We start from the raw sequence: 16,686 nt of genomic DNA on the forward strand, positions 1-16,686 counted from the left end.
GAGACCCTCACGGGAGTTGGTCAAATGCAGTTGAGAGCACCAAAGACGGTCTCCGCGATCGTCCTCGCCGGTTTGTTGAGTGCGGGGTCGTCCGCATTCACGCAGACCGCGCAGACGCCGCCGGCCGCCCCGGATGCGCAACTGCTCGCCGCAGACCAGTCCATGGCGAGCACCGAGGCCGCGGCCGAAAACGCGACCGTCGGCATCGTTCCACCCGCAGCTGTCGCGGTCCGCGCACCACATGCCTTCGGCGAGAGCGGCGACGCATTCGCCGGCGCACTCCCGCTGCCCGGCATGGGCGGTGTCGCCGGACTCGGAATTCCGCAGATCGTTCTCGCTGCTTACCGCAACGCCGAACTCGCTTTGGCGTCGTCAGACCCGGGCTGCCACCTGCCGTGGAACCTTCTCGCCGGCATCGGCAAGGTCGAGTCCAACCACGCCAACGGCGGCCAGACCGACCCCGCCGGTACGACGATCGGCCAGATCAACGGCCCCGCTCTCGACGGCACGCTGCCCGGCAACGAGGTCATTGCGTCCAAGGATGCCAAGGGCAAGGTCACGTATACGAAGGCCATCGGCCCGATGCAGTTCCTGCCGTCGACCTGGAAGACCTACCAGTCCGACGGAAACGGGGACGGAGTAGCGGACCCGAACAACGTCTTCGACGCTTCGCTCGCCGCGGGCAAGTACCTGTGCAGTGGCGGCATGGACCTTAGCGACCCGAACCAGGAACTGCGCGCCATCCTCCGCTACAACAACTCGGTGAAGTACGCCAACGACGTTCGACGCTGGTCGAACGCCTACCGCACGGGCGCGGTTCCGTCGGCAGTCGACCTCGCCGGACTCATCGACCCGAAGACGCTCGATGAGATGTCGGCATCGGAAACCACGACGACCGCGGCGACCACAACGACGACCGCAGCGTGCACCGGCAGCCTCCTGTGCCCGCCCCCGGGTGTCAGTGCTCCGCCGCCACCGGCGTGGTGGGGCCCCAAGCCAGCAGCACCCGCACCGGCCGCACCGCCACCACCGGTCGCGCCAGCGAAGAAGTAGCTGGACCCAAGCGCCGCTCCCCACGAGGGGGCGGCGTTTTTTGGCGTCACCAACCGTTCCGTAGACTCATGGAATGCCAATCCTCGAGGAAGTCGACGTTCGCGCCGCGCTCGCCAAGGTCATCGACCCGGAGATCCGGAAGCCGATCACTGATCTGGGCATGGTCAAGTCCGTCGACATCAACGGCAGTGCGGTGCACGTCGTCGTTTACCTGACGACGTCTGCCTGCCCGCTGCGCGACGAGATCTCCAAGCGCGTGGAGAAGTTCGTCTCCGAGGTTCCCGGCGCCGAGACGGTCACCGTCGAGCTCGACGTCATGAACGACGAGCAGCGCACCGAACTGCGCCGGAGCCTGCGCGGCGACTCGGCCGACCCGGTCATCCCGTTCGCACAACCCGGCTCGATGACGCGCGTCTACGCGGTCGCCTCCGGCAAGGGTGGCGTCGGAAAGTCAAGCGTCACGGTCAACCTGGCCGCCGCCATGGCCGCTCGTGGATTGTCCGTCGGTCTGCTCGACGCCGACATCTACGGCCACTCGGTGCCGCGCATGCTCGGTACCAACGCTCGTCCCACGCAGGTCGAGAAGATGATCATGCCGCCGATCGCGCACGACGTGAAGGTCATCTCGGTCGCGCAGTTCACCTCGGGGAACGTGCCGGTCGTCTGGCGTGGCCCGATGCTTCACCGCGCCTTGCAGCAGTTCCTCGCCGACGTCTTCTGGGGCGACCTCGACGTTCTCCTCATGGACCTCCCGCCGGGCACCGGTGACATCGCGATCTCGATCGCCCAGCTCGTCCCGTCGGCCGAGATCCTCGTCGTCACGACGCCGCAGGATGCTGCCGCCGAGGTCGCTGAGCGGGCCGGCGCCATCGCCGTGCAGACGCGTCAGCGTGTGGTCGGCGTGGTCGAGAACATGTCGTGGCTCGAACTCCCCAACGGAGAGCGGATGGAGGTCTTCGGCTCCGGCGGTGGCGCTCGCGTCGCCGAGAGCCTGACCCGCATCATCGGCGCCGAGGTTCCGCTGCTCGGTCAGATCCCGATGGACCCGGCGGTCGTCAACGCTGGCGACGAGGGTGTCCCGATCGTGCTCAGCCAGCCGGACTCCCCGGTCGCGAAGGCGCTCGTGGAGATCTCGGGCAAGCTGGCCGTACGCCAGCGCGGGCTCGTGGGGATGTCGCTCAACATCGACACCACGAAGCGCAAGAACCTGCTCTAAGTAGCGTCCCTAGGTAGCGTCGGGATCGAACGACGGAGTCGATCCCGGTGCCGGTGGCGTCGGGTTCTCCGTCTTCGGCTCGTACATCGCTGAGGACGGCTTGAGCGGTTCCTTCACCGATCGCGCCGTGTCTTCGAAGTCGCGGATGACGCTGTCGTCCCCGTCGAGCAGGTGCTTGGTCACCATCGCACGCGGGGACATGCCGCGCAGTTCATTCAGCTGCTGAATGGGCTTGCGAAATTCCTCGAAGTCGGAGCCGAATTCCTGCTTGAGCTGCGTCGATGCACCCGACGCGTAGTCCTTGACCTTGCGCATGGTGCCGCTCACCCATCGAATCGCACCGGGCAATCGTTCGGGTCCGAGGATCACCAGCGCGGCAACGACGAGAACGAACATCTCGCTCCAGCCGATGTTGCTGAACATCAGAGAACCTGCCTAATCCGTTAGTCCGACTCAAGCGTGACAGAAATATCGACGAGTCGACCGTTCCGGATCAATTGCACAGGAACCTCGGAGCCAATCTTTTGCATCTGGACCGCGACGACGAGTTCGTCCGCACTGGTGACGGCACGGTCGCCGACCTTGACGATCGTGTCGCCCTCGACGATGCCCGCCTTCTGCGCAGCACTGCCGGCCGCGACGTTGGCGACCCGGGCGCCGCTCGTGTTCTCGTTGACTACAGTCGTCGAGGTCACGCCGAGCGACGGATGGTGCATCACGCCGTCGCGGATGAGCGCCTGGGCAACCGCACTGACGGTATCGACGGGAATCGCGAAGCCGAGACCGACCGAGCCTCCGCTGCCGCTGCGAATCGCACTGTTGATGCCGATCACGCGCGCGTCCATGTCGACGAGCGGACCACCCGAGTTACCCGGGTTGATCGACGCGTCGGTCTGTACGGCATCGATGACGGCATCGGTGTCGGAGCCTTCACCACTCAACGCGACCGGGCGATGCAGGGCGCTGACGATACCGGTGGTGACCGTCTTCGTGAGGCCGAGCGGAGAACCGACGGCGACGACTTCATCGCCGACGTGCACGTCGCCGGACTTGCCGAGCTTGGCGACGACAAGGTTCTTGACGTCGACCTTCACGACCGCCAGGTCGGTCTTCACATCGCGACCGACGATACGACCGGGAACCTTCTGACCGTCCGAGAACAGAACCGTCAGCTTCGCCTTGTCGTCCGTTGCGGCGGCCGAGATCACGTGGTTGTTGGTGACGATGTATCCGGCACCGTCGATCACGACGCCCGACCCGGTGGCGGCCTGGTCACCGAGACTCACCTGGATAGTGACGACGGCCGGCTGAATCGCGTCTGCGACCGCGGCGACCGGAGTCCGTGGCGCGTTGCCACTCCCCTCCTGCGACAACGAGACAGTGCGGCTGGTCAGATCGCGGCCGATGTCACCGGTGAGGCTGCCGGCCAGACCGCCGACAACGCCGATGACCAGCGCAATAGCGGCCAGCACTGCGAGCGCTCGCGGGGACACTCGCCCGCCGAACAGCACTTCACGTGCGGACAGCTTGGGGGCTACGGTCTTGACGGTTTCGGGCTCCGACGGCAATGCGGGTACGCCGAGACGAGCGCCGGTTTCGGGATCGCGCCACGGATCTTCGGGAGCGGGCTCGGGAGTCGCGTCGAGGTCGTCGTCCGGACGCTGCAGACTGCCGGTCGCTTCGTCGGGACGCGAGAATGCCTCTGCGAGAACAGCATCGGGAGCCGCCGACGCGATGGGCCCGGTTTCGGCCCGACGACCGCCCGGCGCAAACGAACCTACGAGGTCACGTGGCCGCGCGAACGCTCCGGCGGTCGCATGGTCGACCGCCGGACGGTAGACGGGCCGCGGCGCCAACACCGGCGCGCCCGATGGGCGCAGCCCCTTGGAACGCGCCGGGTCACCTTCGGACGAGTTCGCCCAGGGCTGGTCAGACGTCACGTCTTACGACTCTACTTGCGCCACGGCCAGGGGCGGCGCTTGCCGTCACCTGAGGTGTCCCCCAGCGACATCGGGTTGCAACCGTCCGGGATTCGGCCCAGCATGCCGAGGAGGTGACGCGGAATCGCAATCTCGCCCGAGTCGCGGAGTCGCTCCCGCGCCTGCTCCTGCTTGGCGACCTCGGCCGCACACTCTGGGCATTGCGAAATATGGTGGGCGGCACGCATATGCGCGCGCAGACCGAGTTCGCCATCGGAATAAGCAGCCACCGCCTCCAGGGCGAGGTGCTCAGTGGGACGAAAACGGCGGGGCTCCTGACCGCCCCTGAGATCGTTCATCCGATACCCCCGTACGCCACGTTCCGGTGTGTACGAAGACGGACTACCCGACACGAATCGGTCCCCTCGGTCCGATCAACTCGTGTGCTGCAAGGTAGTCGCGGATTGCCTGACGTCCGCGATGGATCCGGCTCCGTACCGTGCCTAGCTTCACCCCCAGTGTGGCACCGATCTCTTCATATGACAGACCTTCGATGTCACACAAAACGACCGCAGCGCGGTACTCCGGGGCCAGTGAATCAAGGGCAGCTTGCAGATCCGGGTCGAGTCGCGAGTCTGCGTATTCCTGCTCGGGGCTGGGGCGCAAGCCGGGTACGCGCTCGGCGTCCTCGGGCAGCGCCTCCATGTGAATGCGTCCGCGGCGGCGCACCATGTCGAGGAACAAGTTCGTGGTGATGCGGTGGAGCCAGCCTTCGAACGTGCCGGGCTGATAGCTCTTGATCGAGCGGAAGACGCGGATGAAAGTCTCCTGCGTCAGGTCCTCGGCGTCGTACGGATTACCGGACAAACGGTAGGCCAGCCGGTACACACGGTCGGCATGCTCGCGGACGAGTTCGTCCCACGTCGGCATGTCGGCGGAGTCACCCGTCGCGTCGAACTGTTGCGTCGAAGGGGCAACACTCGGCAGCTCTTCCCAGCCCGAGGGTGGGAGGAGTTCGCGCGACTCATCGAGGGTGTAGATGGCAGAACCTCCTCGCGTGGGTTGGACCACGCATCGCGTGCAACATCCGGTTTGCCGGATGTATTCCACTGGTGATCAACAACTACTGTTCCGCACAGCTCTTGGGTGTCGGTGTGAGCAGGCTGTGCACTTACTGAGAACCATTCCCCGGCATCTACCGAGAACCATTCCCCGTCTCCGACCTGCGTATTCATCGTGCTGCTCACGGACGCACCTCACAATCAGGGGAATCCCCGAGATATCCCCGGATGTCGCCCACTACGCGTGACCGGTGTGATCAGCGATGCGCTAGTTCACCGTGAGGCGTCGCCGTAAACAACACGCCCAGCACACGGCCGCGCATCCCCGGGATTCAGATCACATCTCGGTAACCTCACACTCGTGGTTGCTATCGCGAATCAGACGCTTTCCTACGTTGAAGAATCGGTCGTCGAAGACGACGTTCTCGTCGCCGCACGCGAGCGTGCAGTCGACCTGGGCGCTGCGCCCGTCGCTCCCTCCGTTGGCGCACTCCTGAGCCTGTTCGCGCAGATCACCGGCGCGAAGAATGTCGTCGAGGTCGGCACGGGCGCCGGCGTCAGCGGCCTGTGGCTCATCGATGGCATGCGCCCCGAGGGCATCCTGACCTCGATCGACGCCGAGCCCGAGCACCAGCGCGCGGCCCGCGAAGCCTTCCGCGCCGGCGGTGTCGCCCCGTCGCGCACCCGACTGATCAACGGTCGCGCACTCGACGTTCTGCCGCGCCTCCAGGACGGCAACTACGACCTCGTGTTCGTCGACACCGACCCGGTCGACTACCCCACCTACGTCGAGCAGGCGGTCCGTCTGCTCCGCCCCGGCGGCGCAATGCTGCTGCACAACGCCCTCCCGGGCGGACTTGGCGATGCTGCACAGCGCGACCCCGACACGGTCGCCGTCCGCACCGCAGCCACCGCCATCGCCGAGGACGAGCGCCTGACGTCGGCTTTCATTCCGGTCGGGGTCGGCCTCATGGCTGCTGTTCGTCGCTGATCAACCACAAACAGCAGGAAAGCCCGCGCCTGGCGCGGGCTTTCCTGCGTTTATGGCGTCCCTAGATCCAAACACCCTTACCGACGCTCACGACGCCCTGGGCACTGATCGCATAACCACGCTGACGGTCGCGGGAAAGGTCGACTCCGACCTGCTCCCCCTCGCCGACCTGGACGTTCTTGTCGAGGATCGCCTTGCGAATCACCGCACCGCGGCCGACGCGCACACCCGGCATCAGGACGCTGGCATCGACGATCGCTCCGTCTTCCACGATCACATCAGTGGCCAGCACCGAGTTGCGAACCGTCGCGGCCGAGATGATGCAGCCCGCACCGACCACCGATTCCATCGCGACACCGCCGCGAACGAACTTGGCCGGCGGATTGGTGTCGACCGCACCGCGGATCGGCCACTTGCGGTTGTAGAGGTTGAACTGCGGGGTGATCGACACCAAGTCCATGTGCGCTTCGTAGAAGGCGTCGATGGTTCCGACATCGCGCCAGTATCCGCGCTCCTGCTCGGTCGCCCCGGGCACGTTGTTCGAGTTGAAGTCGTAGACGGCGGTCTTACCCTCAGCGACGAGGCGCGGAATGATGTTGCCGCCCATGTCGTGGTCCGAGTCCGGGTCCTCCGAGTCCGCCATGAGCGCATCGACGAGAACTTTAGTCGTGAAGAGATAGTTCCCCATCGATGCGTAGGTCGTATTCGGGTCACCCGGGATCGTCGGCGGATCGGAGGGCTTCTCGAGGAAGCGAGTGATCATCCCGCTTTCGTCGCTGTCGATGCACCCGAAAGCGGTCGCCTCCGACTTCGGCACGCGGATGCCGGCGACCGTCGCTCCCACACCCATTTCGATGTGTTGGCGAACCATCTGCTCGGGGTCCATCCGGTACACGTTGTCCGCGCCGAAGACCATGATGTACTCCGGGTCTTCATCGTGAATCAGGTTGAGCGACTGGAGAATCGCGTCCGCACTGCCGGTGTACCAACGCGGTCCGAGACGCTGCTGCGCAGGCACGGACGTGATGTAGTCCCCTGCCAGTCCGGACAGCCGCCACGCCTGCGAGATGTGTCGGTCGAGCGAGTGCGACTTGTACTGCGTGAGGACACAAATCCGGAGGTAGCCCGCGTTGACGAGGTTGCTCAGCACGAAGTCGATGAGACGGTAGGCACCCCCGAAGGGGACGGCGGGCTTGGCACGGTCAGCGGTGAGGGGGAAAAGGCGTTTGCCCTCACCTCCAGCAAGGACGATTGCGAGCACATTCGGCTGGCTCCTCATACCGCAAACCTATCCGTCGATCATGCGGTCCGCTAGCTGTACCAGTCTCTCGCGGCTACGTTTGGGATTGTGCGAGTAGCGATGTTGACGAGAGAGTATCCGCCACACATCTATGGCGGCGCCGGAGTGCATGTCGCCGAACTGGTTCGCCATCTCCACCCGCTGTGCGACGTCGACGTGCATTGCATCGGTGAACCGCGAGCCGGAGCCGTTTCGCATACACCGGACGCCGAGTTGCTCGCCGCGAACCCTGCGTTGCAGATGATGTCGGCGCAAGTCCGGATGGCCGCGGCGATCGGCACCGCGGAAGTCGCGCACTCCCACACGTGGTACGCCGGATTCGCCGGTCACCTCGCCAAGAATCTGTACGGAATCCCGCACGTCGTCACGGCTCATTCGCTCGAGCCGCGGCGGCCGTGGAAGGCCGAGCAGCTCGGCGGAGGCTACCGGCTGTCCAGTTGGTCCGAACACAACGCGATGGCCCACGCCGACGCCGTCATCGCGGTCAGCAGCGGCATGCGCAATGACGTCCTCGACGCCTACCCGGACATCGATCCGGATCGGGTTCACGTGGTGCGCAACGGCATCGACACGGCGCTCTGGAAGTACACCGCGGAACCGAGCGAAACGCTGAAGAACCTCGGCGTCGATCCAACGGCCCCGATCGTGGTCTTCGTCGGACGGATCACGCGGCAGAAGGGGCTCGCGCATCTCATCTCGGCGGCTCGTTGGTTTGACCCTGGTATCCAGCTCGTCCTCTGTGCCGGCGCGCCCGACACCCCGGAAATCGCGGCTGAGATCGAAGGCAGCTATTCCGCACTGTCCGCCTCACGCCCGGGTGTCTTCTGGATCCAGCAGATCCTGCCAGCCGACGAGATCCGGCGAATCCTCTCGGCAGCAACGGCTTTCGTGTGCCCGTCGGTGTACGAGCCGCTCGGCATCGTCAACCTCGAGGCGATGGCCTGCAACACCGCGGTCATCGCGTCGGACGTCGGCGGCATCCCCGAGGTCGTCGAGCACGGCGACACCGGACTCCTCGTCCACTACGACGCCGAGGACGCGGAGACCTACGAAAACCACCTCGCGATCGCGGTCAACCGCCTTTGTGGAAGTCCGGAACTCTCGAAGTTGATGGGCGACAGCGGCCGGCGACGGGTGGCGGAGAAGTTCGCGTGGACCGAGGTCGCGGCGGAGACGATGAAGATCTATTCGGACGTCATCGCCGCCAGTGGCTCTTAACGCTTCCCGATTCCGGCCGCGCAATTCGCGGTAGTCCTCGGCGCGAGCGCCTTGATCAGCGCTCCCCCGATACCGTCCGGTCCGACGGTGAATGGCTGGTCCGAGTTCGACAGAAGCGTGATGCCCCAGCACGCCTTCGGAATGATGAAGGTGTGCGAATGCGACCCCCACGTACCGCCATCCTTGTCCAAAACGGTCAACGGACTCAGCGCATGTGGATTGGTCGGCGGCGTGATCTGCCAGGCCAGGCCCTGGCATTTCGGGCAGTCCTGGCCGATCGCGACACCCTGCTGCGTCTGCAACAGCGCGGGCCAGATAGAGATGTTGCGCTGAAATCCCAGGCTGGCGGACACGAACTTCGCCATATCGTTGATATTGGACAGCACCCCTCCGGCGCCGGCAAACGCATTGTTGTTGGCCCACAGACAAGGCGGACCAAAGTCTTTCGGGCAGCTCGGCAGCGCCATTCCGGCTGCGGGTGACGTTCCGCCGATGACGGTTTGCGACATCCCCAAGGGACCCGTGACCAGATCCTTGATCAGCTTCGGGTAATTGGGCGTTCCCGTCGTCGTCCGGGTGTACTTGTCGGCGAGGACCGTGCCGAGGAGCGCAAACCCCCAGTTCGAGTAACTCCACGCCGTGCCTGGCGTGTGCTCCAACGCGTCGCAGGGCTGGGCAAGCCCCTGCGTGAATGAATTCCAGAGGTCGTCTCGCGTGTAGTTGGCATGACCTTGTGGGTGGTCCTTACCCCACGTCACATTCTTGGGATCGTCGATCAGGCCGGCGTTGTGCTCGGCGAGCTCGCCCAACGTGATATCCGCCGACGCCGTGCCGCTGCACTTTTTCGTGGGGGCCGTGATGCCGCTGGGCAGATACTGCTGAAGTTTGTCGTCGAGGCTCACCGTCCGGCGCCTCGCCAGCTGAGCGAGCGCGGTAGCCGTGAACAATTTCGTCTCGGACCCGATTTCGAATGGGGTGGTCGACGTGATCTGGTCGCCGCCGCCCAGCGTGGTGACGCCGCAATTGACGATCGCGATGTCGGGCTTCACCGGAATGCCGGGAGTCGGCGTCACGATGGCGATCGAAATACCCGAACTTTTCTCCTTCGGAGTGAAGCCGTCGTGTACCCCGAGATACTTCATGACCTCGGGTTCTACCGTCGACAGAATCTTCGCGCCCGCGGCATTTCCGGCCCGACACTCCGATGCGGGATCGGCGGCGGCTTCCGGTAAATGGCTGCTGAACCACTCGACCGGCGACAATACGGCTGCCGCGAGGGCGAAAGCCATTGAGAAACGGATCAATGTCGCATTTCGCGTGACCTTCACAAAATGTGAAAGTACGGGACAAAACGGTTCTGCTCGCGCTGCCACGCGCGTTCGGGGCCGTGCGCGGTGCCGGACGACGTCAGACAGCCCGATAGGTTCCGACGTTGACCGCTACGGTCACGTGCATCATCTCGGGCAGGCTCGACACGAGAGCACGGAGGGCCGAAACGTCGAGATGATGCCCGCTCGGTCCCATCGCCACGGCTTGCCCGGCCTCGGCGGCGGTCATCTCCGCAACGAATCGCACATCCTCGGCGGATTCCAACACGAACCGCCCCTCCAGCGTCTGCGCGAGACGCTGCGCCTTGTCCTGGTCAACGCGGACTCGATCGAGCAACTCGACGAGATGGTCGGACTGCGGCGTCACCACGACATAGGCACCGCCAGAAGCGAGCACGCGCGCGATCTCCGCCGCATTCCGCGGCGCGAACACCGACATCACGTGCGAGAAGGCGTCGTCCGCAAACGGCCAGTCGCGCCACGCATCGGCGACCACCGCAGCAGCGCGGGTATGTGCACGAGCGATGCGGCGAGCCGACGCCTTCGAGACGTCAAATCCGAGCCCGACCGCCGAGGGCTGAGCATCGAGGGCTTGTCCTAGGTAGTAGCCGGTCCCCGCGCCGATTTCGAGGATGCTCGTCGCGTCCGACATTGCGTGCGACACGGCGTCCGCAATCGGCTGATAATGGCCCGCGGCGAGGAAGTCCGCGCGGGCGGCAAGCATCGCCGGAGTATCACCGAAGACCTTCGTGCCGCCACCGCCAAGCAGTGTCACGTAACCGTCGCGCGCGATGTCGAAGCTGTGCCCCGACGCGCAGCGCACCGCGGCGCTTTCGACGGCCAGCGCCCCAGCGCATACCGGGCACCTCAGGCGATCAACGACGAGGTCGAGGCTCATCGCTCCAGAACCATCCAAAAAGCCCCGTTGCGGAGAATGCAACGGGGCCAGTGGCCGGTCCCAACAAGACCGTGATGGCTATTAGCTGGTGACAGCCGTCAGTTCCTTGCCAAGTGCGGCCGCTTCGTCCGGCGTGAGCTCGACAACCAGGCGCCCACCACCTTCGAGCGGTACACGCATGACGATTCCTCGCCCTTCCTTGGTTGCCTCGAGAGGACCGTCCCCCGTGCGGGGCTTCATGGCGGCCATCGGCTGCTCCCTCCAAATCCACGCATCGCGCGCACGTATGCTCTTCACCTGCGATCGCACCGATTCACGTCCCAACGCTGCGACGCGGCGGCGAAAACACCGGCTACCTCAACCATTGTTCCCTATCCGCGAATGGGGCGCGCAACCACCTTGCGTTTGGGTTATTCTTCCCGGTTAGCTCCGCGCCGGAACCCAGCATTCCTGCAGGTGATCATCAACCATCCCGGTGGCCTGCATCAATGCATAAGCCGTGGTAGGACCGATGAATTTGAAACCCCGACGCTTCAGTTCCTTCGCCATCGCCGTCGACTCGGGGGTCACCGCGGGCACCACCGAGGTGACGTGCGGCCGCGCGCGGGACACCGGCGCGAAGCGCCACACGAGTTCGTCGAGCGGTTCGTCCAACGCAGCGACCACTCGAGCGTTGTGCAGACACGCCTCGATCTTCGCGCGGTTGCGCACGATCCCGGCGTCGGTGAGCAGACGCGCAACGTCCGCATCGGTGAACGCCGCGACCGTCGCGATCTCAAAGCCGGCGAACGCCTTCCGGAATGCCTCGCGTTTGCGGAGGATCGTGATCCACGACAGCCCGGACTGGAACGCCTCCAGACACAGGCGCTCGAACATCGCGTCGACGCCGTGCAGGGGCTGACCCCATTCGGTGTCGTGATACTCGATGTACTCCGGCGCACCCAGCGACCACGGACAGCGCAGGCGGCCGTCGGGTCCGGGCTGCGGCTCGCTCATCGGGATTCCGCGTCGCTTCCGGCCGCGGCTTCCGTCGCCTCTCGCAGCTGTTCTCGCAGGAGGTCGATCTCGTCGGCGAGGATCTCGAGCGCCCAGTCGACCTCGCTCTGCTTGTAGCCACGCACGGCCTGCTGGAAGCGCAGCGCCCGAATGTCGGCTCCGGTGACCTCGTCGACCGGAAGTTGCGTCAGCGTCGTGCCCGGGGGTAAGGCGGGCAACTCCTCGCCGCGGCCGAAAACGGCGCTCGCGAGGAAGAACAACCCAGTCCCGACACAGGCGATGACGATGACATAGAACAGCGCTGTCAGCACGTGGTCAAGCCTCCACTACTCGATGCATCGCGAACAGTTTGACACCCAACGTAATGGCAAGCACGGCAGCGATCGCGAGCACGCTACCACCGAGTCCGATCCAGGCGGCCGTTGAGCCGGCGGCGAGCACCACCACGGCCGCGGCGATGACCAGCGGCGTGAAGCCGGTCGGCTCCCAGCCCGAGACGGCATGGAGCACCGCGAGAACGACCATGAACACGCAGGCGGACACGGCAATCGTCATGCTCGCGAGCAGTTCGGACGCGTGCCCGTGATGCGTGACGATGTCGACCGCAGCTCCGACTCCGGCACCGAGCGCGGCGACTGAACCGAACAAGAAATAGTGCCCGTAACCCCACGCAACCGCCGTCCTGAGGTCCTTCAGTTCGGGCTCGTCCCCCAGAAAGTAGAACCACCACAGGGCAAAAACGATGACCAGGGCCCCGCCACCGATCGCGATCAACTCACCGCGAACCGTTTCCCCTTCGATCGCCTCGCGCACCGTCAACAGAGTGCTGAGCAACACCTCGCCGAGCACGATGATCGTGAACAGTCCATAGCGTTCGGCGATGTGGCCGGGATGCCACGTCGTCCCGGTTCCGGCAGCCTCCGCGTACACCGGTCCCGCCAGTTCCGTGAGAATCAGGATCACAATCACAATGAGCGACAACGGCTTCGGGATGAACAACATCCCCACCCACGCGGCCTGGACCACCACGATTCCGATGGCATAACGCATGGTCGTCGCGCGGCTTTCGGGATGCTGACGCGCCGCTCGCAGCCACTGCCCGATCATCGCCACGCGCATGATCACGTAGCCGAGGACGATCACTCCCAAATTGCCGTTGAACGCGGCCGGGACACCGCCGGCGAGTACGAGGACGCCACCCATCTGCAGCAACGTCAGCACCCGATACAGGACGTCGTCGGTGTCGTACGCGCTCGCGAACCAGGTGAAATTCATCCACGCCCACCAAATGGCGAAGAACGCGACGAAGAAGTACGGCAGCGCGCTCAGCAGATGGTTCTCGGCGATCGCATGGTGCAACTCGGCCGCAACCTGCGACACCGCGACGACCAGCGTCAGGTCGAAGAGCAACTCGAGCGGAGTGGACGCGCGGTGCTGTTCGTCCGGGTCGCGGGCAGTCATCCGGCGGAGTAGGCCGGCACGCTCAGTCATGACCACTATCTTGGCCGATTCGGATCTCTAGCTGTGGACGCTTTGCATCGGCGGACGGTCCAACAGCGAGACCTCGGTATGCCGGGGCGAAAACACCCCGTCGACGAGGGGGAACTGCGTGAGGGCCGCACCCGAGTCCGGAATTCCGCAGCGCCGCAACATGGCTCCGACGATCTGGCGGCTCATGACGCCGAGATCGGCGAGCGACCGGTTGCGGTGACTGCGCACCCCGAGGTTGACCTGCGCGATCGCGCCGAGGCCGAACTTCGTATAGGTGTCGAGCAGCAGCCCGATCTCGACGCCGTAGCCCGGCGCGAACGGCACCGATTCGAGCAGTTCCCGCGAACCCGCGTATTCGCCACCGAGCGGCTGGATGACATCGCACAGCTCCGGTCGAAGCGCCGCGAGCATCGGACGAGCGACCAATTCCGTGACTCGGCCGCCGCCGTGGTGCTCGGTCTTTCCGTTCTGTTTCAGCGGTCGCTGGTAGTAGCCCTTGACGAGATGGATGCCGTCGACTGTCAGCAGGGGGCCCACGAGATTGGGTACGAAAGCCGGGTCGGGGTTGATGAGGTCGGAGTCGACGAAGGCAATGAGATCACCGGTTGTCGCGGCGAGCGAACGCCACAGCACCTCCCCCTTGCCGGGCACCGGCGGCAGGTCGGGAACGGCTTCCTCGCGGGTCACGACGCGTGCGCCGGCTTTCCGCGCACGCTTCGCGGTGCGGTCGGTACATCCGGAATCGAGCACGATCAGCTCATCGACGAGTGGGCCCAGCAGTGGCCGGATGCTCTTGACGACCGTCCCGACGGTCTTCTCCTCGTTCAACGCGGGCAGCACGACCGACAGCGTCCGGCCGCGCTTGGCTGCCACGAGTTCGTCGATGCTCCACTGTGGGCGATCCCACGTCGCGATGTCGCGCGCTGTCATGTCACCTCCGGCCTCCCCGCGGGTCCGGGAATCGATCAGGCCAGACCGCGAACAGTGCTGGCAGGCCGTCGAATTCCCATGATAGCGGCGACCATGTCGACCACCCGCCGCGTCTCCCCGACCTCGTGAACGCGGAACATCCGGCACCCGGCGGCGGCCGCGAGAGCGGTGGCCGCGAGCGTTCCGTCGACGCGTTCGGTGAGGCCGACGCCGAGGGTCTCCCCGATGAAGTCCTTGTTGCTCAGTGCCATGAGGACCGGCCAACCGGTCGCGACGAGCTCGTCGCAGCGCCGGAGCAATTCGAGCCCGTGATGGGTGTTCTTTCCGAAATCGTGGGTCGGATCGATGAGGATCGCATCTCGTGGAACGCCGAGTTCGACCGCCCGCTGCGCCGCCGTCGTGGTCTCGGCAATGACATCGGCAACGACGTCGGTGTAGCGCACCCGGTGCGGCCGAGTGCGGGGCACCGCCCCACCCGTGTGCGAGCACACGATCCCTTTCCGCAGCTCAGCGGCCACTTCGACGAGTGCGGGGTCGGCGCCTGCCCAGGTGTCGTTGATGAGGTCCGCGCCTTCGGCGATCGCCGCGCGCGCGACGTCGCTCCGCCAGGTGTCAACGCTGATGAGGATGTCCGGATAGCGATCGCGGATCGCCGCGACGAAGGGCACGACCCGGCGGTTTTCTTCGATCGCGTCGACGACATCGCCCGGCCCGGCCTTGACGCCGCCGATGTCGATGACGTCCGCCCCCTCAGCGACCGCCCGATCGACACGGGCCAAGGCCGCTTCGTCGCTGAACGTCGCCCCCTGGTCGTAGAACGAGTCCGGGGTGCGGTTCACGATTGCCATCACCAGGGCCCGATCGACCGGAACGGGCTTGCCGCAGAACGTGTTCACTTGACGCACGCAGCCAGCGCGTCGTCGACTGTCCGCGTCACGGTCAGAAGGTCCAGTGCGTAATCGGAGACGAACCGAGTCGCCGAGAGTGTCTTGAGCCAGTCGAGCAGTCCGTCGTAGTGCCCGTGCGGATCGAGCAGAACGACCGGCTTGTCATGCATCTGGAGCAGCGCTCCGGTCCAGATTTCGAACATCTCCTCGAGAGTGCCCAGACCACCCGGCAGGATCACGAACGCGTCGGCACGGTCCTCCATGATCTGTTTGCGCTCGCGCATCGTCTCGGTGACGATGAGCTCGTCTGATTCGGTGTCCGCGAGTTCGCGGTGCACGAGCGAATGCGGGATGACTCCCACCGTTCGGCCACCAGCCTCACGGGCGGCGTGAACCAGCATCCCCATCATCGAGACGTTGCCGCCCCCGGACACCAATTGCCAACCGCGCCTTCCGATTCCCGCACCGATGCGGCGCGCGACGGCCAGGCTGTCGGGGTCGGTGGTGCCGCTGCTGCAGTAGACGCAGACGGACAGTGGACTTTGGTCGCTCCGCAGGCTCCGCTCCCGGGGATCCGACGTCACCACTTGTCCTCATGTCCGGTCACACCATCGTCGATCTCGGGCTCCTGCCGGGAGCGCTCGATGACATCAATGACTTCCTGAACGCTGTCGGTGACGGTGATGAGTTCGACATCGGCCGGTGAGACCTTGCCGCCGTTGACCACCGACGTCCGGATCCACTCGACGAGTCCACCCCAGTATTCGGAGCCGAACAGCACGATCGGGAATCGCGTGATCTTCCGCGTCTGGACGAGCGTCAATGCTTCGAACATCTCGTCAAGCGTGCCGAATCCGCCGGGCATGCAGACGAACGCCTGCGAGTACTTGACGAACATCGTCTTGCGCGCGAAGAAGTACCGGAAGTTGATACCGAGGTCGACCCACTCGTTGAGCCCCTGCTCGAACGGCAGCTCGATGCCGAGTCCGATCGAGAACCCACCAGCTTCGCTGGCTCCCCGGTTGGCGGCCTCCATGACGCCGGGGCCGCCGCCGGTGATGACCGCATAACCGGCGGCGGCGAGTGCGGCACTCAGTTGCCGGGCAGCCTCGTATTCGGGATGGTCTTCCGGGGTGCGGGCCGAGCCGAACACCGTCACCGCGCGCGGCACCTCCGCGAGCGCACCGAAACCTTCGACGAACTCACTCTGAATCCGCAGGACGCGCCACGGGTCGGTGTGCAACCAATCGGCCGAGCCACGCTGATCCAGCAGCCGTTGGTCGGTTGTCGACGACTCGATCTTGCGGTTGCGCCGCAGCATGATCGGACCGCGGTACTTGGGTTTGCTCGCCGACGTCCCATCAGAGGTCATGATGCACAGGCTAACGGCGCACTGGG

General features: G+C 65.3%; 19 protein-coding genes. 4 read left to right on the plus strand and 15 right to left on the minus strand.

The window, feature by feature from the left end; translation table 11 throughout:
- The first annotated feature begins 24 nt into the window (after window positions 1-24).
- Window positions 25-1,053: a lytic transglycosylase domain-containing protein gene (locus F600_RS32615; RefSeq protein WP_018159749.1), complete on the plus strand. Its 1,029-nt coding sequence runs from the start codon at window positions 25-27 to the stop codon at window positions 1,051-1,053.
- 73 nt (window positions 1,054-1,126) lie between these two features.
- Window positions 1,127-2,269, plus strand: coding sequence for an Mrp/NBP35 family ATP-binding protein (locus F600_RS0106320; protein ID WP_018159750.1), 1,143 nt, complete (start codon window positions 1,127-1,129; stop codon window positions 2,267-2,269).
- Between the two features lie 9 nt (window positions 2,270-2,278).
- Here the strand turns inward: F600_RS0106320 and tatB are convergent, their stop codons facing one another.
- Genes tatB through sigE form a run of 4 tightly spaced genes read right to left on the minus strand, consistent with a single transcriptional unit; the run spans window position 2,279 to window position 5,175 of the window.
- On the minus strand, window positions 2,279-2,692 hold the full coding sequence (tatB, locus tag F600_RS0106325; protein WP_018159751.1) for a Sec-independent protein translocase protein TatB: 414 nt from the start codon (window positions 2,690-2,692) through the stop codon (window positions 2,279-2,281).
- Window positions 2,693-2,712: 20 nt separating this feature from the next.
- Window positions 2,713-4,209, minus strand: a complete 1,497-nt coding sequence (locus F600_RS0106330; RefSeq protein WP_018159752.1) for a trypsin-like peptidase domain-containing protein — start codon at window positions 4,207-4,209, stop codon at window positions 2,713-2,715.
- A gap of 11 nt (window positions 4,210-4,220) precedes the next feature.
- The gene (locus tag F600_RS27175; protein WP_018159753.1) at window positions 4,221-4,547 is read right to left on the minus strand and encodes a hypothetical protein; all 327 of its coding nucleotides are present in this window, start codon (window positions 4,545-4,547) and stop codon (window positions 4,221-4,223) included.
- A gap of 43 nt (window positions 4,548-4,590) precedes the next feature.
- Complete coding sequence (gene sigE / locus F600_RS27180) at window positions 4,591-5,175, minus strand: RNA polymerase sigma factor SigE (RefSeq protein WP_306303900.1); 585 nt, start codon at window positions 5,173-5,175, stop codon at window positions 4,591-4,593.
- Between the two features lie 435 nt (window positions 5,176-5,610).
- On the opposite strand from sigE, the gene F600_RS0106345 reads away from it, so the two are divergent.
- Window positions 5,611-6,240, plus strand: a complete 630-nt coding sequence (locus F600_RS0106345) for an O-methyltransferase (protein ID WP_018159755.1) — start codon at window positions 5,611-5,613, stop codon at window positions 6,238-6,240.
- 61 nt (window positions 6,241-6,301) lie between these two features.
- Here F600_RS0106345 and glgC read toward each other — a convergent pair whose 3' ends face one another.
- Window positions 6,302-7,519 (minus strand): glucose-1-phosphate adenylyltransferase, encoded by a 1,218-nt coding sequence (gene glgC, locus F600_RS0106350; protein WP_040630651.1) that lies wholly within the window; start codon window positions 7,517-7,519, stop codon window positions 6,302-6,304.
- Between the two features lie 69 nt (window positions 7,520-7,588).
- Between glgC and glgA the strand changes: the two genes are divergently transcribed.
- Window positions 7,589-8,758, plus strand: coding sequence for a glycogen synthase (gene glgA, locus F600_RS0106355; RefSeq protein ID WP_026306230.1), 1,170 nt, complete (start codon window positions 7,589-7,591; stop codon window positions 8,756-8,758).
- On the opposite strand, the gene F600_RS0106360 is transcribed toward glgA, so the two are convergent.
- From F600_RS0106360 to F600_RS0106405, 10 genes are all read right to left on the minus strand, one after another.
- Window positions 8,755-10,047, minus strand: coding sequence for a serine hydrolase domain-containing protein (locus F600_RS0106360; protein WP_018159758.1), 1,293 nt, complete (start codon window positions 10,045-10,047; stop codon window positions 8,755-8,757). The genes glgA and F600_RS0106360 overlap by 4 nt on opposite strands.
- Window positions 10,048-10,165: 118 nt before the next feature.
- On the minus strand, window positions 10,166-10,984 hold the full coding sequence (locus F600_RS0106365; protein WP_018159759.1) for a putative RNA methyltransferase: 819 nt from the start codon (window positions 10,982-10,984) through the stop codon (window positions 10,166-10,168).
- 81 nt (window positions 10,985-11,065) lie between these two features.
- Window positions 11,066-11,233, minus strand: a complete 168-nt coding sequence (locus F600_RS31080; RefSeq protein WP_018159760.1) for a DUF3117 domain-containing protein — start codon at window positions 11,231-11,233, stop codon at window positions 11,066-11,068.
- 174 nt (window positions 11,234-11,407) lie between these two features.
- On the minus strand, window positions 11,408-11,980 hold the full coding sequence (locus tag F600_RS0106375) for a DNA-3-methyladenine glycosylase I (protein WP_018159761.1): 573 nt from the start codon (window positions 11,978-11,980) through the stop codon (window positions 11,408-11,410).
- Window positions 11,977-12,291 (minus strand): DivIVA domain-containing protein, encoded by a 315-nt coding sequence (locus F600_RS0106380; RefSeq protein WP_018159762.1) that lies wholly within the window; start codon window positions 12,289-12,291, stop codon window positions 11,977-11,979. Before F600_RS0106380 ends, F600_RS0106375 begins: the two co-directional genes overlap by 4 nt.
- 4 nt (window positions 12,292-12,295) lie before the next feature.
- Window positions 12,296-13,471, minus strand: coding sequence for a low temperature requirement protein A (locus tag F600_RS0106385; RefSeq protein WP_040630712.1), 1,176 nt, complete (start codon window positions 13,469-13,471; stop codon window positions 12,296-12,298).
- A 27-nt stretch (window positions 13,472-13,498) separates the two neighbouring features.
- Window positions 13,499-14,401, minus strand: coding sequence for a glucosyl-3-phosphoglycerate synthase (locus F600_RS0106390; RefSeq protein WP_018159764.1), 903 nt, complete (start codon window positions 14,399-14,401; stop codon window positions 13,499-13,501).
- 35 nt (window positions 14,402-14,436) lie between these two features.
- Window positions 14,437-15,249, minus strand: a complete 813-nt coding sequence (folP, locus tag F600_RS0106395; RefSeq protein WP_081628748.1) for a dihydropteroate synthase — start codon at window positions 15,247-15,249, stop codon at window positions 14,437-14,439.
- A gap of 44 nt (window positions 15,250-15,293) precedes the next feature.
- Entirely contained in the window at window positions 15,294-15,875 is a 582-nt protein-coding gene (locus F600_RS0106400; protein WP_018159766.1) for an LOG family protein, read from the minus strand.
- Window positions 15,869-16,660 (minus strand): LOG family protein, encoded by a 792-nt coding sequence (locus F600_RS0106405; RefSeq protein WP_018159767.1) that lies wholly within the window; start codon window positions 16,658-16,660, stop codon window positions 15,869-15,871. Before F600_RS0106405 ends, F600_RS0106400 begins: the two co-directional genes overlap by 7 nt.
- Between the last annotated feature and the right edge of the window lie 26 nt (window positions 16,661-16,686).

It is taken from the genome of Smaragdicoccus niigatensis DSM 44881 = NBRC 103563 (genome assembly GCF_000380645.1).
GTDB lineage: Bacteria > Actinomycetota > Actinomycetes > Mycobacteriales > Mycobacteriaceae > Smaragdicoccus > Smaragdicoccus niigatensis.

Excerpts from the sequence above, each read along its gene's own strand:
- F600_RS0106360 (WP_018159758.1), bottom strand. The coding sequence starts at position 10,047 with ATGGCTTTCGCCCTCGCGGCAGCCGTATTGTCGCCGGTCGAGTGGTTC.
- F600_RS32615 (WP_018159749.1), top strand. The coding sequence starts at position 25 with ATGCAGTTGAGAGCACCAAAGACGGTCTCCGCGATCGTCCTCGCCGGT.
- folP (WP_081628748.1), bottom strand. The coding sequence starts at position 15,249 with ATGGCAATCGTGAACCGCACCCCGGACTCGTTCTACGACCAGGGGGCG.
- F600_RS0106365 (WP_018159759.1), bottom strand. The coding sequence starts at position 10,984 with ATGAGCCTCGACCTCGTCGTTGATCGCCTGAGGTGCCCGGTATGCGCT.
- F600_RS0106320 (WP_018159750.1), top strand. The coding sequence starts at position 1,127 with ATGCCAATCCTCGAGGAAGTCGACGTTCGCGCCGCGCTCGCCAAGGTC.
- F600_RS27175 (WP_018159753.1), bottom strand. The coding sequence starts at position 4,547 with ATGAACGATCTCAGGGGCGGTCAGGAGCCCCGCCGTTTTCGTCCCACT.
- F600_RS0106375 (WP_018159761.1), bottom strand. The coding sequence starts at position 11,980 with ATGAGCGAGCCGCAGCCCGGACCCGACGGCCGCCTGCGCTGTCCGTGG.
- F600_RS0106390 (WP_018159764.1), bottom strand. The coding sequence starts at position 14,401 with ATGACAGCGCGCGACATCGCGACGTGGGATCGCCCACAGTGGAGCATC.
- F600_RS0106405 (WP_018159767.1), bottom strand. The coding sequence starts at position 16,660 with ATGACCTCTGATGGGACGTCGGCGAGCAAACCCAAGTACCGCGGTCCG.
- tatB (WP_018159751.1), bottom strand. The coding sequence starts at position 2,692 with ATGTTCAGCAACATCGGCTGGAGCGAGATGTTCGTTCTCGTCGTTGCC.
- F600_RS0106385 (WP_040630712.1), bottom strand. The coding sequence starts at position 13,471 with ATGACTGAGCGTGCCGGCCTACTCCGCCGGATGACTGCCCGCGACCCG.
- glgC (WP_040630651.1), bottom strand. The coding sequence starts at position 7,519 with ATGAGGAGCCAGCCGAATGTGCTCGCAATCGTCCTTGCTGGAGGTGAG.
- F600_RS31080 (WP_018159760.1), bottom strand. The coding sequence starts at position 11,233 with ATGGCCGCCATGAAGCCCCGCACGGGGGACGGTCCTCTCGAGGCAACC.